The organism is Mesobacillus sp. LC4, from assembly GCF_053543455.1.
The window spans coordinates 62,445-87,468 of record NZ_JBGCUB010000008.1 but is presented as its reverse complement, the minus strand read 5'-3'; the positions used below and the strand labels follow the sequence as shown (position 1 = coordinate 87,468).

Genomic DNA, 25,024 nt, shown 5'->3' with positions numbered 1-25,024 from the left:
AGGAGATGTTATTTTTCGAAAATTATATCGATGCAATCAATTGTTATTTTTGAAGCATCTCCATCAATTTCTTAAAAACCCCTGAAGGATTTCTCTCTAATTGATCAATCAGAACTGCTTCTTCTACACTATTTTGAATAAATCGGATTTCCCTCTCCTGCTTATCCATGATCACTTTGATATCCTTAATCTTATACTCTGAAATTCTCGAAGCGCGATCAAGATTCTCATGGTCCAGATCAATCCTAATTTGATCAGAGACCCTTCTAAGCATACGCCAAATGATCATCTCTTCCTTGGACTTCATGAATAATTCAGGAAGTTCCTGCGCTTCTTTTAGGGTTTCTAATGTCGTCATCACATAGCTTGATATGCCGTAGTTAACAGGCCTGATGTTCTGCTTCAGCCTAGACCAAGGTGCTGCATAAAAGCGCATATATTCATCAGTACCTTCATAATAAAGCCTAACATCTTTAATCTTCGCATAAAGCTGAACGCCATTATCAGAATTTAAGCTATTTTTAACATACAAGGCTATATACTCAGCTTCCTGCCAGCCTTTCCTTAATTGCTTTACTGGAATTTGATAATAGGCCTCCTTGCTGAATTGATCATAACTCTCTTGATCAGAAACAAGTCCAACCATCACCATTTGATCCAGGCTCGACTTCCATTCTTCATGTGCACCCCTTGGCAGGATGCCCTCCTTTTGAATCTCCTCAGGGCTTTTATCAATCAATCTTTCTACAAACCGTTCCACCATATTCGTGGCATTCGGCAGGAACGGCAGCGCGCCTATATTTACTTTATCAATACTCTTGTAAAAATGGTGCTCTTCATAGACAGTTTCATCAAACCATGGGAATAACACATAAGCTCCAAAAGCGGTTCTCTCAAATGGCCCCCCACTTGTCGCAACAATCGAATCCCGATAGCGGTGCATCGTATTAATATCATCTTCCATCGGGCCGGGTGTCTTATATCGTTTCTGATAATAGCTGTCTTCCTGAGCATAATCAATTCGATACTTAGCATCAAAAATATAATGGTATTTGTAGCCCTTTCCCTTTTTCTCAATGCTTAGCATCGTATCAGGTATTTGCGATACAGTCGGCAACCTGGTCTCCCTTTTTTGATACGCTAAAATGATTTCTTCATTTGTAACAGGATGCTTGAATATCCTCCTGGCCGTTTTATTTGCTTCCAGATTAATAAATAAGCCTTCCATGTTAACCTGAACTATATCCTGGCTAATAAGCTTATACTTGCGGTCAAGAATCTGTCCGAGCTTCAAGAAAGTCCAATATTCATAGAGAGTAGCAACATCCTTCACCGACATTCGGTACAGTTTCCCCTGCAGCATCAACCCTTTTGACAAAGTTAAATAGATTTGAAAAGCATCTCGATAACCAGGTGCCATTTGCAAAACCAGACTCATAACCGATCGGTCCAGCTTGCCGATAGGCTTCCAAAATGGACTGCTCAGCTTAGACTTTAACTTTTTGGACATCGACTCAATTTTCTCAACTAAGTCATAATCTGGCTTCTCTCTGGTCCATCTGTTTTTACTCACTATAGAGTCCAACAAATCATCCAGTTTTTGTTTGATCCGCTCAATCATCCACTTAACATAGCGGTTCTCCAAAGTATCATATGTCAGTTCTTTTTTGATCTTTAACCCTTCAGAAGGCATCACAGTCCTGCCTTGAACAGCAATCCCCTTTGATACATCGACAAAGATGTTCGCACGCTTTCTTAAAAAGTTCCTGCTGACAGAATCTTGCTTCCTCAGCTGGTCCCCGCGTGCTTTTTCATACGTCTTCTCCAATTTATGATGAGGTTGGAATTCAATTCTCGCAACAGCCTGGAAGAATTGATGAAAATGCTCATTGATCAGCCGGTAAAATTCCGCTTTTGACGGATTTCCCTCTAGCCTTAACCTGGCACCCAAATACGTTTTTCGGATAAAGTGAAAAGCCAGGTTATAAATTTCATCGTTTACTTCTTCTAATAACTTTTGATAATCCTTTTTATAATCAAGTTTAACAGGGAAAATCTCGAGTGTGACTTCAAGAATCGTCTTACCATCCGACCTTATCTCAAACGTTGTAAAACCAACCTCATTTTGAAACTGCAGATTTCCCATTAGAATCGATTGGCTGCCAATAGGGACAGTAGAGACGGCTTGTCTGATAAGAGGATATTCGTGATAAAAAGTGAACTCCCGATCATCTTTCGGAACGACAATCAACTGATAGACCCCATTTTCAAAGAAGATCGGCCTTTGCTCAGAAGGCGCTACCAGTTCTTGATTGGAGATATCATATACCTTGATCTCCTTAATGCCATCTCCATTCACAGTAAAATCCATCACATCATGACGATCCATAGCCTTATACTGCCGTAATCCTTCATACCTTTCGTGATATGGCTTTCCCTTTATCACTAATGATAGATCCTCAGTCTCTATTTTTACTAATTCAACATCATCACGAGATCCAGAAGGAAGTAAAGCCATCGTTTCTTAACCTCCCAAGCATTTCAGCAACCTTTGCTGCGCTTCGTGGATACTTGGCATTTTGAATGTTTATTTGGCCATCTTCTTCATAGTCTTGATTCGCAAACAGACTATAAAGTCCCCTCAGCAATTGTTCCACTCTCGTGTCGCTACCAGCAATTCGCGGTAGGATCTTCTGCAGGATGCAGTGATCAAATGCATTTTCAAACTTCATTAAATTCGATTCTTCATTGTAAGTAAGATAAAAAGAGATCTCATCCCGAACACGATAACCTACATGCGCATTGATCAACTGAAGTGATTCATTGATTGTAACCAACTCTTCCGTAGCCCTGGCCACTACTTCTTTATTTTCTTTATATACATCCTTCAAATGAAGATACTTAGAAGCGAAACGATCCTGACCGATGACTTTCGGCTCCACTACTTCAAGCTCAGTTAAAAAAGCCAGGTTACCAAGATTAACACGATTGAACTCAATCGTATTTGCCCGGTCCAATACCTTTTTGCTGAATGGATGCGTCGTTTCATCCATATTAACCGTTCCGATAATATAAAGATTGTTTGGTAGGGTAAGGTCCTCCCCATAAACATCACTAGAGAGAAGAGTTGATGAAACGACCTCACCATTCTCCCACTTACGGCTTTCCATCACACTTAAAATATCACTAAAATAATACTCAACACGCGCCAGGTTCATCTCGTCCAAAAGAACAAAATAAGGCAACTCAGGATTCAGGTGAGCGTTCTTGATTACCTTCGTTAAAGGTCCCTCTTTAAAGTCCCCTTTTATGTCAACATATCCTAGTAAGTCAGAACCATCATTCCAATCTGGACGTATCGGGATTAAACTAAATTGCCCATTCTTTTCTGTCGCACCCACGCTTTCAGCAAACCATTGAACAATTTTGGTTTTCCCTGTTCCGGAAATACCTGAGATAATGACGAAGGGTTTGGTTTTTAGGGATAAAAAGAGATTGATGATTTCTTCCTTTTCGTAATAGAAACCCTTTCCAGCGATATATCTATTTATGTGTTCGATAATTCCGTAGATCGGCAAGTTTTCTCTCACCAAACTGGCGTTTGAAGCGGTAGTATAATTCGTATTTATACTATCATTTCTCAAAACATTCCACTCCTCATCCACCAATCCTGTTTCTTTTAGCCAATTTAACATGTTTCTCGTCCTGTACTGGGCAACAGATTGTACCATTTGATTCGTGCCCATTGAGTTTCTCACGATTAACATTCCAATTTCAGTTAGGAAAGAAAACTTATCTGCCTTTTCAACTCCTTTTAGGAGTGAAAGACATTGATAAATTACTGAGAAGTAGGAATGCTGCAATATCCTCTTTGAAAGAAACTCTTCCTTGCCATCAGAATTAATATATTGTTCCAATATATTTTGTTGAATCATGTATTCTTCATTCAAAAATCCAAGGACTTTTAATCCCTGTCTTGCACGGAGTTTAAGACGTTTTATTGAATCTTCATTGTATTTATTTGAGATTAATTTAGGATCTAAATCCTGATTTATTACTTCATTCAAAAGCTCCAGAGTTTGTTCTAAATTCGCTTCTGGAAGCTGATCTGTAGTAAATTCTTTAAAACTTATATAAGGAACATTATCTATTAGGACTTTTTCAACAAAGGGCAATTCATTAAAGAATGCGATGACAAAGCGAGACCGGCCCTTGGCCTCAATAAAGTCACTTGACGAAACCTTCCTTACTTTTAAAAATTCATCCCAGGCTGCCAGTAAGAAATCATAAGTTATTAAAGCATATGGTTTGTTCTTTTCTCCGCGTGAAAACTTTAATCTGGATGTTTCTGTTTCCACAAATAATCCAGATTCATCTATTTTTGTGATCCAGTTAGGCTTATTGGTGCTCAGTGTACTAATTTCAGTCTTTTCGTTAGCCAACCTCTTAAACAATAATATAATCATATTATGATTTAATGTTGGATTCTCATCATCATTTGCGGTTTGGGAATCGTTATTAGCTAGTGTCAATAAGTTCTCCATCTTTACATACTTAATTGGATTTCCTGAGCCCCTATGTATATCTCGTACGTTAAGATTAAGGATTTGAGATCGTATTGATTCTTCAGCAATTTGACCAAATAATATAAACCGGCCAACATTCTCAGGATGCAAGTCTTTCTCATAACCAGTAAATTTATAGACTTCCTTAATTTCATTATTAAAAACAGCACAATAATATTTTATTTCACCAGAACGCAGTCTATTTTCCCCAATCACCCAGCTTACGCTAGTGGCGTGGTATAACTCTTCCGGTGTCATACCTTCTTTATAAGAAACTCCTATTTTAATCAGAATGGTATTTTCACTAGCCATATATTTTCAACCCTCCAATTTTCATTTTACTTAACATTCCTTGCTAGATGGTTTCACGCTCAAAATTAAAGTATTGTTTAGTAATAAAAGAGAGTTACTCGTTTGGTTACTATTCATTTACAGAGAATTCTGCATTAGGATCAATTAACAGTTATCTACAAGTGCTCCCATTTCACATTAGTAAACCAGTATTAGCAACTAAAACATGCAGACTCTTTTTGGATTAATAAAGTCACTTAATTCTTGAAATAAATTTTAACATAGTTCTTAATCATTAAGCTTATCCACTTCTTTATTTTCATCATTATATCTTGTTGCTTTTTCTTGAATTTAAGATCCAAAACCAGGTTTTAAAAAATGTTATTAATATGAATTATGGGGAAAACAGAGAGAAAACTATGTGTAGGAGTAATAAGAAATGGCAGATACTCACTCTAAGGAACAACGAACTAAAAATATGCAGGCAATAAAATCACGATCAAAACTAGAGGACAAAGTTAGTAAAGCTCTTTGGATGAAAGGATATCGTTTCAGAAAAAACACCAAACTTTTTGGAAAGCCAGATATATCAATTCAAAAATTTAAAATTGTTATTTTTATTGATTCTTGTTTTTGGCATGTTTGTCCGATGCATAGTAATTCGCCAAAATCCAATCAAGAATATTGGATTAAAAAGCTGAACAGAAACCAAGAGAGGGATAGAGAAGTTAACCAATTTTATATATCGAATAAGTGGAACCTATTACGAATATGGGAGCACGACCTAAAAAAAGATTTTAATGGATCCATTGAAACCATTTCTAAATTTATTGATAATATTAAATCTAATAGATAATTGCTTTTTGTGAAGAATAAACTTCATTTTTATTCTGGTTTAATAGTGCTTCGGTGCTATGGATAGAGTAACACCAAAAACCAAAGTCTTCGAGATGGACATTTCATATAATGAGGCTGAGGCTGGTATCAAGACATTGCTGGTCTAATATCCTCGTATTCACTGTATGTTTCATTTTGGACCGAGACTTCATGGCCGTATAAGCTATGTTAAAAGTCCAAACTGCTAAAGCTGATAGCCGGTAAACACTAGATAATTGCGGCTACCTCCTTAGACCCCTAACTCAAGTGTCATTTAGTTAAAGTATTCTGCGACCGAAATAATATATCATAATAGGCAGTTTTTGTAGCTGCACAAATCGACAGTTATAATTTATAATAGTATAATAGGGTTTTTATAAAAAGTTGAAGGTGGATTAAATGAAAAAATATAAAGTTTTAGACTTATTTGCCGGTGCTGGAGGATTAAGTCTTGGATTCAATCAAACAGGTAGGTTTGAAACTGTAATGGCAATTGAAATAAATGAAAATGCAGCTAAGACCTATTCTCAAAACCATAAATTAGAAGTTAATACCCAAGATATTAGATTTATAAATTTTTTGGACCACAAAAAATACCCAGAACTTAAAGAAGTTTCAGTTATAATCGGAGGACCTCCCTGTCAAGGATTTTCTAATGCTAACCGACAAAAGAGTGAGTTGTTTTCGAATAATAATCTATTAGTAAAAGAGTTTGTAAGAGCAATAAAAGAGGTAAATCCGGTTGCTTTTGTAATGGAAAATGTGAAAACAATTGGCTCCGAGAAACACAAATTTTTTGTAACTATTGGAGAATTAGATGAATTATCTTCAATTGGTATTCAAATTAAGGAGGAAGACCTCTTTATTGGCAATTCAGATTCTCTTAATCAGCTCCTAGTGACATTATTTAATGAAAAAGTTATTTCGAAAGCATTTGTAGATATTAACTTGATTACTAAGCTTAAATCACTTGTTAGGTACATAAAAAAACATAAGAGTGTAAAAGGGTTTATTGATAAAAACTTGAGTTTCTTTAATCGGTATATTGGAGATTGGGATACGCATTTTAACTTTTATAATAATGGTGAACTTAAGGAACTGATAAATAATCTTAAATTAAGTATTGAAATGAGTTTAAATAACGAGGACTGTACTTCATCTCTTCTAGTTCAGGCGAAAGAAATAATAGAGATACATAGTATAACCTTAATATTTAAAGAAATTCTGGAGAAAAAAATCGAGTGTTCAACCGCATTTATTAAGAACGAAAAAGGAATTTTTGTAAAGGGCTACACGTTTACCGTTATTGATTATTTATTAAAAACTTTTGAGTCACTTGGTTATATGTTAGATAATAATGTTTTGAATTCTGCTCATTATGGAGTTCCACAAGAAAGAAACAGATATTTTATCATTGGTCATAAAAACTCTAAACCCTTACTACCTGATTCAATTATATCTAGGGAAGAATTTTTTAATATTGGCCATGCTATTGCAGATATCGAAGAACTCCAGCCTAGTTTTTCAGCAACGGATTATACAAATTTTAAAAAGACTCAAAGGTTAGATCATCCACTAAACAAGTATTTAAATGCTGATGTGGAGTGCCTATTTAATCATGTTGTTACACAATCAACAACAACAGCTCTAAAAAGATTTGAAAGTCTGGAGCCCGGCCAAAACTTCCATGATTTAGACGATTCCTTAAAAACAACTTATACCGACACTAAAAGAACTCAAAATACAATCTATAAAAGGTTAGATTATAAAGATGTCTGTAATACCGTTGTAAATGTACGGAAATCCATGTGGATTCATCCAAATAAAAATAGAGCTATTAGCATCAGAGAGGCAGCTAGATTGCAATCCTTCCCTGATGACTATATTTTTATTGGTACTAAAGATTCACAATATCAACAAATAGGAAATGCTGTTCCACCACTACTGGGTAGAGCTGTAGCGGAATGTATACTTTGTAGCTTTAATGATAATCCCCAAAAATCGTTAGTGCAGCTACTTAATAAAGAAAAGGAAGCAGTTCAAAATTAATGAACTGCTTCTTTTATATGTTTTTTTATGTCTGAATAATGTTCTAGAACATATCGATCCCAACATTCTTTTCTTTTACACCATTGAGTTACATTAGTCCCAGCTATAGGAGGGTTAGTAATATGCTTCCAAGTGTAGGAGGCTATGTATCTAAGGTTATTCTGAAGCTCATTACTTACACATTGCTGTTCCCATATTTTTAGAAAATCCAACTTTTCTTTATAAATATAAGATAACATTGAGATAGTATAAGTTATTACATTTGCTTTGTAACCGGCAAAATCTAATTCTTTTACTATCTTATCACAGGTGTTAAAAAGAATACCTTTCGCAACGGTTTCTTTAAAAAATACCGAATCGACATTAATATCATTCTCTTCTAAGAGACCAATAAACGCTTCAAAGTTCGTCTCTCCACCCTTACTAACAATGTGAGGACATTGGTTCCACGACATATAATACTTTGCAATATTCGTTTTACTGAGTACCTTATTTTTAGGATTTTCCTTTTGGAAAGCTTTCTTTTTAGTTGGTGTAGTTTGTCTATTTACCTCTACTAAGTACTGGCCCCTTGCTCTCTCGAAAAACCATTTTGTGTTTGACTTAACTCCATCACTTGATGGGATCCAAGTAGTTCTTGAAATAGTTTCTAAATTAATTAAACTAGGATGATTTGCTTTTAAATCTGACATTGATATTTTGTTTTGTGTATTAGCATATTCTGAAATCTTTGCTGTAATGTTATGCATACCTATATCAGATTGAACAACTGTTAACTTAATTTGAACGAAAACATCAGCTAATTGGATGCCTTCTTTTAGTGCGTGAAAAACGGAAGCAGTAGTTTGGCCTCCGTTAACAATCTGCCAACCTCTAATATTTTTAACTTTAAAGAGGTTGCTCCCTTCAGACACTATTTCAAATGTTGCCTCCTCTGCAACGGTTGATATTCCATTATTATAAGCAACAAACATCTCTTTGTTTTTCCTTAGTGTATCCCTTATACCTCTATTAACATTCCCTCTTGCTTGTAAGAATGATCGAACATTCCTCTCAATAAGTCGTTGTCCCCATGATTCATAAGACATTGCTAATAAATCAGCCGGTATAAAACCCATATAACAATCGAACTGGGATTTATCATTACTAGGAACTTTAATTAGCTCAAACGTTTTACCAAACTGAGCTTCAAAGTTTATTTCGATATTGTCTAATCCTTGGTTTTCATTTATCAACTGGTACAGTCGTTCAATATCCCAGATGTGATATTTCGATTTTACTCCTTTTAATTCAGGAATTACTATTTTTTCATTTGTCTTATATATGTTGTTAGTTAGCAAGAAAAACTCAACAGATTTAATTAATTTACCATGTTGCTCATATATTAATTGAGCAAGTGGATAATCCTCTGAAGTTTCTTCCATTTCATTTTTCATCCCTGAAAGTGACTTTGAATAATATTTAACAACTCTTTTAAGTGACTTTTCAACATTAGCCTTACTAATGGTCTTACCAAATTTATATCTATCGTATTCGGCTATAAATATATTGATAGTCTCATTTTCTTCATTATAAGAATATGCGTTAACTTTTAACCCTTGGCTAGATTTTTGACCAAAACTCAGCTCTATATCGGAGATAATTCCATTTTCCGAAAGATACTCTCCCATCTTTTCTACAAATATCTGTTCTGAATTTGAAGCCATATCATATTGACTCTCAATTTCTTCGGCGAATGTTGCAATAAAATCTTCTAGTTTCATTGAATAACTTCCTTTATTTTATAAAGAACCTGTTCTTCTTCAACCTTAAATGAATTACAGCTATCTAATGAAAGCTGATACTTAACATTTAAGATTCCTGAGGGTAGTATGCTTTTTGTAATTCTAGGAAACTCATCTTCAACTGAATAATAGAAGGAATCTTTTATTATAAATTTTATTAAATTTTCCTCACTTAAATTCGGTTCAATGATTCCATTTTGAAATAATTTATTGTTGAATTCAGCTAAGACATCAGGGTGCTCAATGAGGATTGTTCTGATATCCTTGATTAACTCTAGTACAGTTATACCCAATCTCTTGGACCTTTCAAGCATAATACAGTAAAGATATAAATCTAAATTTTGGTCTAGTTGATCTTCAGCGCTAATCGTTACCTTATATGGTTTTCCTGAACTAGATGTTTTTATCTCTACACCGAAATTTTCGATTTGGAAATCCACTTTTTCTTTATAAACACCATACCAAGATGATAATATCCTTCTTGGATTATTTGTTGATACAAGCATTTGATGGAGGAATATGAGTTCACCTAAAAGCCCTTGTTGCTGCTGTTCTGATAATACATTTGTACTATTCTTTAAAAAAAATGCCTGCCATTTAAACAAAACTTTTTTTAACCTAGATTCAAGATGGTTTTGGTTATTTGACTCTATTATAAATTCTATTATATCTCCAACAAGGTATTCAAAAATTCCATTAGAGATTAAGTCTTGCTGCTCAAAAACTAAGAACCAACCGTCCTTATTTGTTAAAGGATTAAACATTCTTTTTTGATATATACTAATACCCTTCCATGTCGGTAATTTTTCTATTGTATCTTTTTCCATTAGCCTAGTTAATCCTAAGAGAAAAAGCCTCTTATGTTCAGTGTTTATTGCAATGAATATCGACGTAAAAACAAGATCTTTTATGAGTCTTGCCTTCAATTGGGATTCTAGCAAAACACTAACTGCAATACTATTGTCGATTTCTTTATATGTTAATCCAATTCTGTCCAATATTCTTCATCCTCAGCAAGTGAACTATTAACAACATAGTCAACTTCAGTATTTTCACTCTTACTTTCTGGAAAAGAGATTGCAAAACCAAATGGTTTATTTTCTTGTGTAAATGTGTACTTGTCGAGTGGTCCATGGCTTAAAGGATACAATATTAGCAACCCATTTTTAGGATCCCGTAAAGATCTAGCCTTTTTCGAAGCTGCTTTTTTGTTTCTTTTGCCTTTTTCTAAATCAAGTATCTCTTGCGCTGCCTTGTATTGATCATCATTGAAGTCGTAAAACTCATGACCTGCAGAAGTTAGAGTTTTTATTGATGTAAAGTCTATCCTTCCCTTTGACTCTATACCTTTACGTTTTATACCCTCTCCTAGTTTTAAATTAGCAAAATTGTTTTTATTTTCACCAACATTAATAAGAACAACCGTCCAATTCAAAAGTTCGTGTTCCTCCGCTCTTTTTTCTATATATTTAGACAAGCTTTTGCTGTTTGCCCTAGACGCGGATGAGACAGTTTGATATTCATCCAAAAAACTAATTATATGTTCATATCCTACACGTTCCCAGTAGTGATGGTCATTTTTTCCGGAATTCACCCTTATATCTTTGCAAAATCTCGTTGTATACTTCTTTTGAATGTTTGATACCAGGCTTAATACTGCATCATAATTTTTCTTGTGAAAACTATTACTATTTATAGGAAATACAGTAGTCTGGATAAGTTCATTACTATAATCAACTTTTATTTGTTTTGCAGAACGCATTTTTAATGTACTAGTAATATACATATCGGGATGTGACAGTACTTTTAGTAAGAATTCACTCGGCGTAGCCTTTATCTCTGCCATATAATCTAATTGACCTCTAAGTTCCTCTGTTGCAGATGCGATATGTTGAAACCAAGAGATAATCTCTCCTGTTGTATAAATCCTACAAACGTCTAAATAATTCTGTCTATATCCAAACCATCTTCCCATCTGCATAAGTGTATCGTACATTTTGCTAGCTCTTAAATAATAACTTACGGTCAATCCTTCTAGCGTTAACCCTCTTGATAACTTATCTCCACCAATGGCAATTACGTTTAAACCTGTTTCTTTATAATCGTTATATTCTAGAGAGTCTTTACTATTACCGTTTATCTCTTTTATCTTAATAGAGTCAATTGTTGCTTTTAGCTCTTGTTCCACCATTTCCCATGTAATGTTGGTATCAAGGGTATCGTCAAAATGATTTGGGAACTTTACTCTTATTTCAGCTAATTTTCTGGTGTTATACTCTGCTTCAAAAAATGTTCTAATTCCTAAATAATGCGGGCCTAGTTTATTACTAAGTCTAACGTCATTTTTAATTTCTCTAACCTCTTCCACAACTAAGTCTTTTACTCTCTTTTGAACATCTTTGAACCTAGTAGTATGAATTAACATTGAGTTGTGAACATTTATTTGCCCTCTTATTTTTCTAATAGTAGTAGAAATAATAAACGCATAAATACTTTCTACTAAAGAATCCGGAAGAATATAAGGTTCATGGTCTTTTTTATGTTTAAACGGTAAAAATTCTTCATGATAATTTATCTCTTTTATTAGTGGAGGTTTAGCAGATACTTCATCCTCTGAATCTAATAAGAAAAATTCGGATGGACCAACGTAATTCGAAGGTTTCGGCAGGTTAATGATGAAATCTTTGGGAAATAGATCCTCACCATGTTTATTAGTTGACCCATATTGATTAATAAAGATATTTGCAAAGGGAGTTGCAGTATAACCCACATATGCTCTTTGTTCAAAGGTATTATATATATCTCTCATTAATGCATTAATTTTAGATGGATCATAGTCAGGTATCAATTCACCGTTATCATCATATATCTCAGCAGTATTTACAGATGCTTGGTCAGCTTCATCATCTATCATAAGAAAAGGTATATTGGGTACGGTCTTAAACGGAGCATTTGGATCACTGAGCCTAGCCAAAGGACTTGTTGTTCTAAAATACTTTAAAATACTTTTTAATACACTTACATTTTTCTTAACAACCAATAAAAGCGGTTGGACTTTTGGTTGTATATTTACTTTTGCTTTGCTCGCAGAAAAATCTCCTTTTTGATCCCTAGTAGTTAAGGAAAATACCTCGAAGAAATTCTCTCCAAAAAGCTTACCTACGCCAATAGCGTTCATTTGATTTTCTAGTGCATCTTTTAGCTTATCTTTGCTAGTTTCATAGCCTAAAACTTCTTCGTCCAGTCTCATTTGCGTTTGTGATCTTAAATCATTGTGCATTCCTGCAAGCACAATAATTAATTTAAACCCCGCATCAAACGCTTTGTTTATTACAGCTGTATAGTTTGCTGTTTTTCCAGATTGTACATAACCAACAACTAAACCTCTTCTGTCGTATTTTCTACCTTCCACTGAAGGATCTTCTAAAAGTTCAATGATAGATTCACTAGTATCGTCAAGTGAGTTCACGACATTTGGAGACCAATTTTTTTCCGACAATAGATACTTTTTATACCTATTCCAATATTTAAATTTTATCGAATGCTTCTTTGCAAGTAGCCAAGGTATATGTTCAATATCATTGTGATTCATCAATATGCTTTTATGGGTCATTGTTATATTGAGGCTTTTTATTAGGTCCTCTTTTAAATGAATCTTTTCGTCTTCAGTTAATTCGAATACTACACTAGCCCTATCGATAGCTTTAATTATCTCATCAATTAGGTTTATGTCATGCATATTAAGTTTTTCTAAGATTCTTAATGCAGTATCTCTAGCATCATTATACATAATGGCCCCCTATTAACTCATGAACAATACTTTTTAATTCTTCCTTTGAATGTAAACTAAAGCTATTGTAGTTTGCCAATTGCTCCATTATTTCATCCAAGCTATAGTTATTCTCTCTAAAAATGTCAATTAGCATTTTAATCTTATTTTTTTGTTCGGGTGTTATATCCTCCACTATTGCTATTGCTGGCTGATTTACGTTAAATGAAACTAGATTAGCAGGACAGTATTCCTCAACATGGAATAAATAAAACTTTAACTTTGCTACAAAATCTTCATTAGACTCAAAAAGGTCTTTTAAATAGCTATTATTTTTATTTAAACGAAAATAAGAAGTGGATTTTGTTGAGACTTGCTCCCATATATAATCATTTATCTTGCTATTTACGGATGATTTACCGACACTCCTTTGATAAAAAACCTCATGGGATTTTTTTCGTGTCTTTTCTCCGATTTTCCTAAGTATACTTATTAATTCCTGTGGAGGTTTTGCATTTGATTTTTTTATATCTATCTGCCAATTAAAATCTGACTTATTCGTAATATCTAATTTAATTCGTGCTAACTTATATGATTCTTCTCGTCCAAAAAGGTGTAGCCAACTTCCAGCTACTAAAAGTCTCTTATTTCTATAGATATAAAAACCTTGTTGTTCTAACCAACCTTTAGGTCCTGCAGCCTTTTCATATTCTACCTGTGTTAGCTTAGTGTGGTGTGGAAGGATGAATGGCTGAATCACAACAGTATCGTCTTTAATTAAAACCGTTTCTTGTGGTAATTCTTGAGTGGCAATTTCCTTGCTTGAAAAAGGGTCCCAAGGTAAGATTTTGTTTTCATTCAAGTATATTTGTATCTTATTGGGACCCTCTAAAAATCTATGAAATACCATTGACAAATGATCTTCAACCATACTTACTTTATTAAAAAACTTCTGAACTTTTTTAGGTGTATACGGCTCCTCGACAACTCTATCTAGGTTTTCAATTAACACAACAGTGCCTGTTGTGTTTTCAACAATACCTAATATCTCACTAGACTGTGAATCAAAGGGACTTTTAAGTAAATTCCACTTGTTTGTGTCTGCTATATAATCTAAATCCCAACAACGTGTAAAGGACTGTTCATTTCTTTGTGTTAGCACTGTTAACCGTTTTCCTAAAGAAAATGAAGCGGTCTTTAACCCCATACCAAATCGACCTAGTACGCCTTGCTTTCTCTCATTATTTGGGTTAGTTGAACCAACCTTCATTGCCAGTACCAAGTCAGCTTCACTCATACCAAAGCCATTATCTTCTATACGAACATAACTCCTATCACTATCCCAAACCATATGTATTTTTATAATAGAAGCTTTAGCATCAATGCTATTATCTACGATATCTGCTATGGCAGTTTCCAAACTATAACCAATTGCTCGTAATGAATTTATTAAAGGAGCAGCATCAGGTAAAACAATCTCACTATCAAAATTTTGCAAGCTATATCCCCCTAATATCTGATTATCTATATAAATTAAGCAATATTCACTATAAATATATCATATCCATTATTTTACCAAACTTTAAATAGAAAAATTATAAATTTTAATGTATTTATAATAGAAACGCTTATAGGGTTGACTTAATTAACAGGATGTTTCCTTGAATAGTAGTGATATGTATAATGACTAGCTTTATTATTTTATTCACATACTCCTGATGAAGTAAAAAGGCTGCACCAGTAATTGGTGCAGCCTTTTTAACTTCTCCTTTAATGGGCACTAGCCCATATATTAACTCCTCTGCCCTTGAAGCATATTCATGATCTGTTCGCTCCGCTGTGTAAGTTTATCTATTGTTTCTACTACTTTATCAACCAGGTGGGAGTTATCGAATCCTGGTGTCAGTTCAATCAAACTCAGCTTGTGATCTGGGTAATCCTGATTGCCTGCTGAAGCCCTATATCGATTCGGGAAGATTGCCCAAACTTCCTGTACAGGACTTATGTTGATAGCGGAGAGAAATGGGTTGGTTCCATCTCCGAACAAGAATGGTGAATGTAAGTTATCCCCGTAGCTGACAAGTTGTTTCATGACACTATTTTGCTGATTCGAATAAATCAGATTTTGGTTCCAGATTGCGTGTCTTGGCCTATACTTGAAATCGAAAATGATACTGCCAATGAAGGCGTCATTCTTGTAGACATCGATTCGTCCATCTGGGCATGTATGTGTACCGCGTGTATAGAGCGGTTTTTGTTTCGAAGTCAAACGGCTTTGTGTTGGCAACAGTGCTTCATAGACTAAATGAATCCGTAGTTCGCCTTTATGGAATACTACCTCAGTATCGGAAGGAAGTGTCGGGACTAGAAGCTTTTGGCCATCGAAATTTTCGCTGAAAACCCATCCTTTGATAGGGTTAAATCCGCCTTTTTCACTGCTAAGAGCTTTAATGAACTGGATATAGCCCCAAATTTCATAAAGTTTATCTGTCCTCTTCCATTGATAAGAATAAGACTTATCCATTATCAGTTGGATCTGCTCATTGTTCAGTTCCCGGTACAGCTGATAAAGCGCTCTGTATCTAGGATCGCTGTTCATGACAAATGGAGGAACAGAAGATTTATAGCTGCCGACTGTTTCATACCATGGTGCAGTTTTTATCCACTGGATTGCTGCCCTCATTTTGCCTGCCATTTCACTCAATCTTTCAAGCTCAGTCAATGTCCTGTCTTTTTCTAATGGTGTCCTGAAATCCCCAAATTGACTTGAGCTTTTGATACTATACTCCATCTGCTCCACCGCTTCAATGAAGTCCGATAGAGTATGTGCTACCGAATGGATTATCTTTTTGGCAAATCGGTTTTCAGGCAAGTCATAGGTGATTGCGCTGACAGGAGTTTTCAGGACATGTTCATTTTCTGGATGACTTACACGATGCCGGATTGTTCTTTCATCAATCAGCCGAGATTTCTCCTTGGGAACAAGGACATAATCCTTACTGATTTTATAATTCACCTTCCTGTATAGATCGCTTAGTGCCGTCATGACAGAAGGAAATCGGTTTTTGATGACAATGAACTGACCTAGTAATCCCTGTGAAATACCCTCATGTCCTGTGTTCATCCCTGTTTTTTTAAGGATTACATCCCGAGCTAGTCCTCTTAGCTCTTTTTCTACTTCATTCCTCATTACTTCCCACTGAGTTTCCTCTATTTGCTTGGGTATAACCTTGACCCAGCTATAGAATCGGTTATCACCATGATCCACGACTATCCGATAAAAACCTGGAATCAACGGATAATAGTCATTATTATTTGCGAATAACGTAACTGGCTGATCTGAAGGGGCAAGGAAAACCTCACCCTCGAGGGGATCCACCTCTAGTAATCTTTCTGAAAGAGTATCCAGTCCATCCATATAAAGACGAGCGGTTTTCTTTTTGGAACGAAACGTAATGGCAAGTTCAATGTTTTCTTTAACCTCAATGTAACGTTCCTCCCTTTTTTCATAAAAATCGAGTTCGCTGGTGAAGAAGTGCTCAATTTTTAAAGGAGCTTCGTGTTCCCCTCGCTTTTGTGTAAGGATTACTTCAAAGCCATCAGAGAGTATATCCATTGAACTTCAACTCTTTCGCCTTTTGAATGATCAGGTTTCTCGTTTCATAGAATTCGGAGACATCATGGAAGGTATCAAGGATATCTGCCAATTTGCTATCTGTAACTGTGTCATTGATAGCGTCATACGTTCCGAGAAACTTCTTCAATTGCTCTTCCGGTCCTCTAACCTTGGTCATGATCCGCTGGACGATTTGCAAGTCAAGTGCATCCTGCCTTGATAATGCTTGATTGTTCGGCAGGTTTTTCAGATACATGTCAATCTGACGTACAATTCTCGGTCCAGCTCCGATGTTTTTATTAACACTTTGCAGCTCCTGGTGAATTTCCCATAGCAGTGAAAGCTCCTGCTCAGACAACTGGATGTCACGGTTATTGTTTCTAAAGCTGTCATAAATCTCGAAAGTGACTGACTCTTTTTCTTTCTTAAGCGGCCCACGTTTCTCCTCGGCTGCATTCTTGTTTTCCTCGGAAAGTGTCCTTAAATTCTCGAATGGAAGTACATTCAAAGAAATGACATTCGCCCGGTCCAGTACTTTATCTGAGAAATGGTATGTTGATTCGTCAAGGTTGACTGTACCAACAAATACGACATTGTCACCAATCGGGATGACAGGTGGATATTGTGCCGAATTATAAAGTCTATTCTCTAAATCATCATTATAAAGTCTCAAAACCCTGCGCGGACCTGATTCATTTTCCAGGACGGACAAGAATTGTGAGAAGTAGTGTTCGACTCTCGCAAGATTCATCTCATCGAAACAAATGATATGAAGCTTTTTCTTATTTTCCTTTGCACTCATCAAAGCATTGATTAAGCCTGAATCCCCAGGTCGGTATACCATGTGAAGTGTGTCTGCATATCCTATTAGATCTGCATCATCCGTCCATGCTGGCCTTACCGGAATGAATGTCATTTGATGACTGTCAAACAGACCAAGAGCTTTGGAGTAAGCCTGAACCAGCTTCGATTTTCCTGTTCCGCTCATACCCGCTAAGATAACCAGGTTGGATGACTTCATTGCGGTATGAAAGTTGTATAGATCCGTCAAATCATAAAGGAGTCCTTGTTCGCGAGTTACCTGAATAAATTCATCCATAAGTCTTTCTTCTGTTTGTTCTGATTCAGTAGGAATATTCGGATCAGGTTTTCTTTCTGGTTCTGGCTGTACTTGTGTGACTGGCTTTTTTTCCTCTTGTTTTTTTACAGTAGGTGGTTCTGCGACTACACTTGCAGCAACCTGGCCTGCTGCCTCTTCCACTTCACTTTTGACTTTTCCAATCGACTCATTAAGCTGCTCTGCAGAAGGAATCGTTTCAGCAATTTCAGAGAAGACCTCAAAGGTGACAAACATGACATTCTCACCATAATCATAGCAATCATCAAGCCATTCATCATTGAATGGCATCGTACGAATGGAATCATTAGAAGAGAAAGCAAACCCTCCATGTGCATAATGGTGGCCGGTGAATTCCCCATAAACTCGGTATTCTTCCTCTTCATTTTTCCATAGGATGTATTTTGGAGTATCATTCGCTTCACTTGTAACATTGTCCACTCGGCCAATATACTTGCGATTTTGCAGCCGATCCAGGAATTCTGAATAGGAGTTGCCATGCTCTTCTTCGCTGAACACAGGAAGCGGGACCAAGGAAACTCCATTGTGGAAGCTTTCTGATTTTGGAATCAATCTGATTTCTCGCCCTACGTAAACTTCCGTATGATCGTATAGAACCTTGCGCTGAGGCTTGAAAACAACTAAATTATCTTGTAGAAAGTCTTGTAATGCCCGAATTCGATCAATCGGATGATCATGATAATTGTCTTCAAAACCCCATCTCTCAAGATCAGTTGCATAGCAAGTCACTAATTTTATATTTGGGAAGCTCTCCGGTTCTTCTGAAATAATTTTAACGAAAAACTGGATTACGTTTTGGCTATTAATATAAACTGCTTGTTTGTCGATTGTATTTAGTACATATTCTTCATCTGCCAATATTCCCACTACATCAATGTTCCATGATTTGTTCAATTGAATCTATCCTTTCTGCATATGTTTCTCTAAGTCTATAAAAGTTGCGAATTCCTGAGTGTCTCTATCCTTCAAAACTCCCCTTAAACGTTTTTGAACACTTCTTGGAATTTTGTAGGTTAAGAGCCAAATTTGGTCGGCTACTTCTAAAATATCTTTTTGTTTTTCATCTTCGATATCCGAGGACTCAATAATATTCAGATTAAATTTATTGTACCTTTGCACCCTTGAATTCTTTGGATCTCCGATTACTGCAACATTAATTCTGATCTCTTCTTGTATTGAAGGCTGGTCTTGTCCTGCATTTACAGTTTCACCTATAACACTTTCTTCTTCAGGACTGTTCTTCTTTTGAGTTTTATAATTTAAGATTATAGCATTCAGCCTTGAGATTTCTTCATCCTTCTTTTTCATGATGCCCTTTTGCTGTTCCATTTTTTTCTCCATTGAATCTCTCTCAGCATAAGCTGCATCTGCAGAGCTTTTTAAGCCCCCCTGCTGACTTTTTAGCGTATGTATCTCCTGTGTAAGTCCCTTCTTCTCGTCTTTCCACAGCTTCTTCTCCGAATTAAGAGCATTCTGCACGTCGATTAACTTTGCTTTTAACTCTTCATTTTTCTGCTCCGACTTGACTAATTTCTTTTCCAGCGCTGCAATTTTTTGCTGCAGCTGCTTTAGGTCTACATCTTTTACAGAAGATTCATCTTCTACTTCTTCCTCACTACCATCTTCATCTCCAAAGTTGTCCTCAGCATACTTTTCCATCTGATCTAGTCTTCCTTCTTCAATCAACTGCTCAGCTAGCTCCAAAGCTTTATTAATATCATTCTCATCATCACTAGAGAGCAGGACACTTAGTAATATAGATGGCGTTATCTCTTCTTCCATTAAGGTTTGTAATTCTTCCTTATTTTTCCCTCTATGCTCTAAAAATTTCTCGTCCCCCTGAGCTACCGAATTAAAAAAACCCTTTAAATCACCAAGGTTTTTTGGAGAAAGTGCTTCATTTATTAGTTTCGGTCTCAAAACTTTAAAATTTTTCTGTTGTGGATTGATTTGTCGAAATCCAGGTATTTTCAATCCAAGTTTTCGCCCAATCGAAGCAACACCATTATCAGAAAAATTATCAAGAATCCATTTCCATAAATCTTTCTCTGTCATTTTCTAGCCCCCTTAAAAGTATCATTTTTAAAAAATTATTAATCCTCTAAGACTATTAATAGATAAATTGCACATTTTAACCCCCTACTTACTAATTACAATACACCTTAATATTTTACTATATTTTACAAGGTTCGACATTGGTTATTGAGAAAAAGTTATGAATGTGAAACCTTTTATAAAAATAAGAGATTAAACTTTCTTTTCGTGGTTATTGAAAATACATGTACGCATATGTGTCCACGTCGTGAAATCAGTTATTATTTTAGTGTACTGTCTTTACTTTAAAAGCCTTATCCCAGAAGGGATAAGGCTCAAATCATAGTCTAATTTTTGTCGCGGCTACACAGTGTTGAATTGAGTACATACCAAATAGTAATCTATTTTCATTAGCTTGAATAAGTCAGTCTATTACTCGCTATAAGCTTCCAAATATAAATCATTTAAAGCCCTCCTAGCCGCTCTCCTCCCACTCCTTCTATCACTCCCAATCCCAATAAAATCCTTAAACGGCGGCTCTTCCTGGCAAATCGTCACAACTACTTTGTAATGATCTGGATACTTAATGATTTCCATCTCAATCTCATCGTTATACTCATTCATGAATCGGGAAACTTTTCGATCAATAAAATCTATTGTCTGCATAGCTACCTCCAGTGGAATGGGAATCTACTTCTTCTTATTTTTTTGCATAGCCTTTATTTCTTCTACCTCTTTTGTAGCGCTGATAAGGTAATTTTGGTTTTCTTCTACTTCATCAATTTCCTGAGCGAGTTCCATAAATGTTATGCCCAATGCTGCGGCTAGTTTGTACAAGGTAGATAGCGTAGGACTAGATAGATCATTCTCTAGATTGCTTATGTATTTTCTGTTGAGTTTACTTAGTTCTTCTAAATCTTCTTGGCTTAGGAATTGTTTTTTACGTAACATTTTTAGTTTGTGGCCAAATCTAATGGGCTGTTTCTCTTCCAAGGCGGTTACTCCTTTTTACAACCATTAGATACCTAAGGAAAACCGCTGACCACGCACTATAATGACCATTTGTTTGCCTTGTCCAACATTTATGCAGAATAACAAAAAAAGCGACAACCTATAGCTGCCGCTCGATTCAAACAATATTACGTTAAAAGTCTGCTTGGATAGTCATCTTGATTTATATTTCCAAACAATCTATTTTTACGAATTGGGCTCCGTTCTAGAGGCTACTCCCCAACCATACCATCATTATCACGATCGTCCATATATTGGTATAACCAATGATCACTTGTGATCGGCATGCTAAAACCTGCGTCTTTTGCTTCTTTAATCGTCACCTGTCCATTACCGTTTGTATCAACGCTTGAAATATCACCGTTTGTGTTTGAACTGGTTGAATCGGAAGGCTCACTTTCTGTTGAACCGGTTGATTCATTTACTACCTCAGGGTTCGCATTGTAAAATTCATCAACGATTTTGTTACCCATTAAAGTATAAGTATACTTATAGCTTGAAGGTATCTGCGTTTGATTATTCGGGTATGTTATGATTGCTTCGAAATGAGTGGCTCCGCCTGCTTTACGGATCACTTCTTCCATATAAGCTTGATCACCATGTCGGTTGAGTGCACTATCTTGTGGGGTAATATTATATGCATTCGATACCCCTCCGAGAGAATCAGCAATCACATGTCCTTCATCTAAAACGTCACTTACGACACCGGGAACCTTTGCTTCATCAGAGTAGTATCGGCCAGAAGATAATACTGGTTCGTTACGGTCATCTTGGAGAATGATTTCGTCAGCTACGACACGTACTAGCTGCCCGTATTCATTGGTAAATGCCCAATATTCCCGGTCTCCAAAACCAATGTCAACAACGACGTTTGGTTCACGATATCCAGACAAATCACCGCCATCCACTTCAATAAGTTTGTATCCTTGGAACAATTCATTATTGGATTGGGTTGGTGTTTCCTCTTCTGCTGGTTCATCATCCACACTATTGGTTGTTTCTTCTTTTTCACTATCTTCATTTGTGTTAACTGTAGTTACTTCTTGTGACTCTTTTTTTCCATCTGTTACGGATGGCTCATCTACGCTGGTACAACCAACAATAAGAATGGTCGTTAAAAGTAACATTAAATAGTTTATTTTCTTTTTCATTTAAGATTCTCCTATAAAAAATTCATATTGTTCATATCTCAAAATGGTAACATAAATTAACGTTATTAACCTATTGGAAATAGTAAATTCCATTATAACTTATTTCAGTTGATCCTTTGTTAGAAGTGTACAATATTAAATTCAATAAAAGTCTTTATGAGAATTCTTTTGCATCGATCCCTGAAAGTTTATGAACTCAAGCAACAAAAAAACCTTATCCCCCAAGAGATAAGGCTGTACTATTACTATTTATGCTAGTGTTATCGTCGCAATGGCTTTCGAGTGTTTAGTTTTCGTTAAATCGAAAAAGATAACTATATTTTACAACATATATTCTTTTGACGCTTTCCTGGATTCCTACCCTGATCGAGCTGAATTCACCAGCTCACTGGCCTACTCCCATTTAAACACATAGCTTGCGACAATGAAGCCGCCAATTAACCAACCACCAAGGATCAGTGTTTCTGTCCCTAATTGGAGGAATGGTGTACCAAGGTTCATCGTCTCCCTCAAGGCGGAGCTCAAATGGGCGATTGGCAGGATTTTAACGATTGGCTGGATGATGTCGGGCATATTATTAATCGGAAAGAACACTCCTCCAAGGAACAGCATCGGGAAGGTAATGAAACCTGCAATCGGGCCGGCGCTTTCTGGATTTTTAGCGATTCCGGCGATAATGAATCCGAGTGCCATGAAAGCTAGTGTGCCAAGGATGATGAAGAAAATCAAGGCAAGCCAGGATCCAGCGACATGAATACTAAAGATAAAATGGGCGATAAGAACGACGAGCAACGCCTGGGTTCCGTTGAGCAGCAGGCGGGCGGTGATTTGTGCGGCGATGAAGGTGGAGGCTTTCAGTCTCGTTCCTTGCATTCTTCGCAAAATCCCTCTTTCACGCCAGGCGGAGATTTGGCCGGCGACTCCGTTCATGTTGTTGCTCATGATCATCATGGCGACGATTCCTGGAACTAGGAAGTCAACATAACGGATGGTCAGTGCTTTGATTCCCACTTTTTCAATCGTTACGACAGGCTTGTAGTCGGTAAGCTCCTTGCTGTATTGATCAATGATTCCGTTGACAACAGTTAGGCCGAGCTCTGAGGTTGTGAGGTTTTTTTCATTATAATAGACAGGAAGTGTTGAAGACTCTTTCTGGTCCTCCAGTTTCGCTTCGTATCCTTTTGGAATTTCCATGAACAGCTGGATGTCTCCATTTTTCAGGGCTTCTTTCCCATTTTTAAGATTCTTGAACTTCTTCACCACAAGCCCCTCATTTATGGAAAAACGATCTGTTAATTCCTTTGAAGCAGCTGTTTGATCCTGGTCGATCAGTCCTACTGATAGAGATAGATTGCTGTCATTTCCGGCAAAAGTTCCAAGGGCCAGCATCAGGATGATCGGAAAAAGCAAAGTGAAGAACAAAACCTGTTTGTTTCGTGCAAAAATCCGTAATTGTGCGAGCGTTAATTGCCAATAAGCCCTCATGATTCTCTGATGCTCCTTCCGGTCATGTGGATGAATACATCCTCTAATGTCGCCGATCGTGTCTGTAAGTCTTCAATTTTGAATGGATGTTCAGCAGATGCATGTATCAAAGCGGTCAAGGTGACTTGAACATCATCCGTATACAGCTGGACAAAGTTGTCTTTGATCGACACTTCCTCTACTCCATCCATCTTCATGAACCAGTCTTGCTCTGGAGGATTGCTCAAATGGAATTCCACAGAACTCGTGGACTGAAGTTTTTTAACTAGATTCTGTGGTGTATCAAGAGCAATCAATTCTCCCTGGTCCATAATACCAATGCGGTCACAGAGCACACGGGCTTCATCCATGTAATGCGTCGAGAGGATGATGGTTTTTCCTCGCTCTTTCAAACGGAGGACGATATCCCAAAGAGTCCTTCTTGCCTGGGGATCAAGTCCGGTTGTTGGCTCATCAAGGAATATAACGTCCGGATCGTGGATCAACGCCAGTGCGATGGCAAGACGCTGCTTTTGTCCGCCCGATAGCCCTTTGATTCGATCCTTCCTCTTCTCTGTCAGCAGCATATCGCCTATTAGTCCATTGATATCAACATGAGTCGGATAAAAGCTTCCATACAAATGCAGGATTTCTTCTACCTTTAACAATTCAAACAAGGAGGTCGACTGGAGTTGTACACCGATTACCTCTTTGACTTTGTTCACTTCTTTGATCACATCGTAGCCTGAAAGTATGGCAGTTCCTTCGTCTGGCTTTCTAAGGCCAACCAACATTTCGATTGTGGTCGTTTTGCCAGCTCCATTCGGACCAAGCAGTCCGAAAATTTCTCCTTTTTCCACCTGAAAAGAAACGCCTTTAACAGCAGTAAAGCTGCCATATTGTTTTTTCAACCCTTTTACATCAACTATACTCTCGTAATTCATGATAAGCCTCCATTGAATGGCAATTGTGATCATTTTCATTTCATTTTCCGCGTAATTCCGAAACTTCTTTGCATGATGATTTATATTCCATAAAAAGATCTGTAATCCTTCAAAAACTGATCTCAACAGTAATGAATAGATTTTTTTCAAGCAAAAAGACGGCAGTGATAAAATTGCCGTCTCTTTATTTTCATATCCTTAAATTAATGGGGAAGTTCCTTACGGAGAAAACGCGCCTGCGTTTCGAGTGAACTTTATGAGTATCCCTAGAGCTATATTTTATTATAGATCTTTATTATTAATAAAGAGGTGATTTCTTCAGCTCATTTTTT

16 protein-coding genes are annotated in these 25,024 nt (G+C 36.4%); 2 read left to right on the top strand and 14 right to left on the bottom strand.

Going from position 1 to position 25,024, the window contains the following annotated elements:
- Positions 1-43 precede the first annotated feature (43 nt).
- Positions 44-2,518 (bottom strand): DUF2357 domain-containing protein, encoded by a 2,475-nt coding sequence (locus AB5I83_RS20225; RefSeq protein ID WP_448978018.1) that lies wholly within the window; start codon positions 2,516-2,518, stop codon positions 44-46.
- The gene (locus AB5I83_RS20220) at positions 2,490-4,877 is read right to left on the bottom strand and encodes a hypothetical protein (RefSeq protein ID WP_448978016.1); all 2,388 of its coding nucleotides are present in this window, start codon (positions 4,875-4,877) and stop codon (positions 2,490-2,492) included. Before AB5I83_RS20220 ends, AB5I83_RS20225 begins: the two co-directional genes overlap by 29 nt.
- A gap of 418 nt (positions 4,878-5,295) precedes the next feature.
- On the opposite strand from AB5I83_RS20220, the gene AB5I83_RS20215 reads away from it, so the two are divergent.
- Positions 5,296-5,712 (top strand): very short patch repair endonuclease, encoded by a 417-nt coding sequence (locus AB5I83_RS20215; protein ID WP_448978014.1) that lies wholly within the window; start codon positions 5,296-5,298, stop codon positions 5,710-5,712.
- Positions 5,713-6,131: 419 nt separating this feature from the next.
- Positions 6,132-7,781 carry a DNA cytosine methyltransferase gene (locus AB5I83_RS20210; protein ID WP_448978012.1) on the top strand — a complete coding sequence of 550 codons (1,650 nt, stop codon included), beginning with the start codon at positions 6,132-6,134 and terminating at the stop codon, positions 7,779-7,781.
- On the opposite strand, the gene AB5I83_RS20205 is transcribed toward AB5I83_RS20210, so the two are convergent.
- From AB5I83_RS20205 to AB5I83_RS20150, 12 genes are all read right to left on the bottom strand, one after another.
- On the bottom strand, positions 7,778-9,544 hold the full coding sequence (locus tag AB5I83_RS20205; RefSeq protein ID WP_448978010.1) for an AIPR family protein: 1,767 nt from the start codon (positions 9,542-9,544) through the stop codon (positions 7,778-7,780). The two genes, AB5I83_RS20210 and AB5I83_RS20205, sit on opposite strands and share 4 nt — an antisense overlap.
- Complete coding sequence (locus tag AB5I83_RS20200) at positions 9,541-10,563, bottom strand: PD-(D/E)XK motif protein (RefSeq protein WP_448978008.1); 1,023 nt, start codon at positions 10,561-10,563, stop codon at positions 9,541-9,543. The genes AB5I83_RS20205 and AB5I83_RS20200 overlap by 4 nt, the downstream gene beginning before the upstream one ends.
- Positions 10,545-13,355, bottom strand: a complete 2,811-nt coding sequence (locus AB5I83_RS20195; RefSeq protein ID WP_448978007.1) for a Z1 domain-containing protein — start codon at positions 13,353-13,355, stop codon at positions 10,545-10,547. The genes AB5I83_RS20200 and AB5I83_RS20195 overlap by 19 nt, the downstream gene beginning before the upstream one ends.
- Positions 13,348-14,832, bottom strand: coding sequence for an ATP-binding protein (locus AB5I83_RS20190; protein ID WP_448978005.1), 1,485 nt, complete (start codon positions 14,830-14,832; stop codon positions 13,348-13,350). Before AB5I83_RS20190 ends, AB5I83_RS20195 begins: the two co-directional genes overlap by 8 nt.
- Before the next feature lie 294 nt (positions 14,833-15,126).
- Positions 15,127-16,950: a DUF2357 domain-containing protein gene (locus AB5I83_RS20185; RefSeq protein WP_167830522.1), complete on the bottom strand. Its 1,824-nt coding sequence runs from the start codon at positions 16,948-16,950 to the stop codon at positions 15,127-15,129.
- Positions 16,934-18,982 (bottom strand): McrB family protein, encoded by a 2,049-nt coding sequence (locus AB5I83_RS20180; protein ID WP_448978003.1) that lies wholly within the window; start codon positions 18,980-18,982, stop codon positions 16,934-16,936. Before AB5I83_RS20180 ends, AB5I83_RS20185 begins: the two co-directional genes overlap by 17 nt.
- A 6-nt stretch (positions 18,983-18,988) precedes the next feature.
- Positions 18,989-20,143 (bottom strand): hypothetical protein, encoded by a 1,155-nt coding sequence (locus AB5I83_RS20175; RefSeq protein ID WP_448978001.1) that lies wholly within the window; start codon positions 20,141-20,143, stop codon positions 18,989-18,991.
- A 411-nt stretch (positions 20,144-20,554) separates the two neighbouring features.
- Positions 20,555-20,788, bottom strand: a complete 234-nt coding sequence (locus AB5I83_RS20170; RefSeq protein ID WP_448977999.1) for a hypothetical protein — start codon at positions 20,786-20,788, stop codon at positions 20,555-20,557.
- 24 nt (positions 20,789-20,812) lie between these two features.
- Positions 20,813-21,115, bottom strand: a complete 303-nt coding sequence (locus AB5I83_RS20165) for a helix-turn-helix domain-containing protein (protein ID WP_448977997.1) — start codon at positions 21,113-21,115, stop codon at positions 20,813-20,815.
- Between the two features lie 230 nt (positions 21,116-21,345).
- Positions 21,346-22,284: a DNA/RNA non-specific endonuclease gene (locus AB5I83_RS20160; protein WP_448977995.1), complete on the bottom strand. Its 939-nt coding sequence runs from the start codon at positions 22,282-22,284 to the stop codon at positions 21,346-21,348.
- A gap of 393 nt (positions 22,285-22,677) precedes the next feature.
- Complete coding sequence (locus tag AB5I83_RS20155; protein WP_448977993.1) at positions 22,678-23,769, bottom strand: ABC transporter permease; 1,092 nt, start codon at positions 23,767-23,769, stop codon at positions 22,678-22,680.
- On the bottom strand, positions 23,766-24,692 hold the full coding sequence (locus AB5I83_RS20150) for an ABC transporter ATP-binding protein (protein ID WP_448977991.1): 927 nt from the start codon (positions 24,690-24,692) through the stop codon (positions 23,766-23,768). The genes AB5I83_RS20155 and AB5I83_RS20150 overlap by 4 nt, the downstream gene beginning before the upstream one ends.
- Positions 24,693-25,024: the final 332 nt, after the last annotated feature.

Excerpts from the sequence above, each read along its gene's own strand:
- AB5I83_RS20225 (WP_448978018.1), bottom strand. The coding sequence starts at position 2,518 with ATGGCTTTACTTCCTTCTGGATCTCGTGATGATGTTGAATTAGTAAAA.
- AB5I83_RS20220 (WP_448978016.1), bottom strand. The coding sequence starts at position 4,877 with ATGGCTAGTGAAAATACCATTCTGATTAAAATAGGAGTTTCTTATAAA.
- AB5I83_RS20215 (WP_448978014.1), top strand. The coding sequence starts at position 5,296 with ATGGCAGATACTCACTCTAAGGAACAACGAACTAAAAATATGCAGGCA.
- AB5I83_RS20210 (WP_448978012.1), top strand. The coding sequence starts at position 6,132 with ATGAAAAAATATAAAGTTTTAGACTTATTTGCCGGTGCTGGAGGATTA.
- AB5I83_RS20205 (WP_448978010.1), bottom strand. The coding sequence starts at position 9,544 with ATGAAACTAGAAGATTTTATTGCAACATTCGCCGAAGAAATTGAGAGT.
- AB5I83_RS20195 (WP_448978007.1), bottom strand. The coding sequence starts at position 13,355 with ATGTATAATGATGCTAGAGATACTGCATTAAGAATCTTAGAAAAACTT.
- AB5I83_RS20185 (WP_167830522.1), bottom strand. The coding sequence starts at position 16,950 with ATGGATATACTCTCTGATGGCTTTGAAGTAATCCTTACACAAAAGCGA.
- AB5I83_RS20175 (WP_448978001.1), bottom strand. The coding sequence starts at position 20,143 with ATGACAGAGAAAGATTTATGGAAATGGATTCTTGATAATTTTTCTGAT.
- AB5I83_RS20170 (WP_448977999.1), bottom strand. The coding sequence starts at position 20,788 with ATGCAGACAATAGATTTTATTGATCGAAAAGTTTCCCGATTCATGAAT.
- AB5I83_RS20160 (WP_448977995.1), bottom strand. The coding sequence starts at position 22,284 with ATGAAAAAGAAAATAAACTATTTAATGTTACTTTTAACGACCATTCTT.
- AB5I83_RS20155 (WP_448977993.1), bottom strand. The coding sequence starts at position 23,769 with ATGAGGGCTTATTGGCAATTAACGCTCGCACAATTACGGATTTTTGCA.
- AB5I83_RS20150 (WP_448977991.1), bottom strand. The coding sequence starts at position 24,692 with ATGAATTACGAGAGTATAGTTGATGTAAAAGGGTTGAAAAAACAATAT.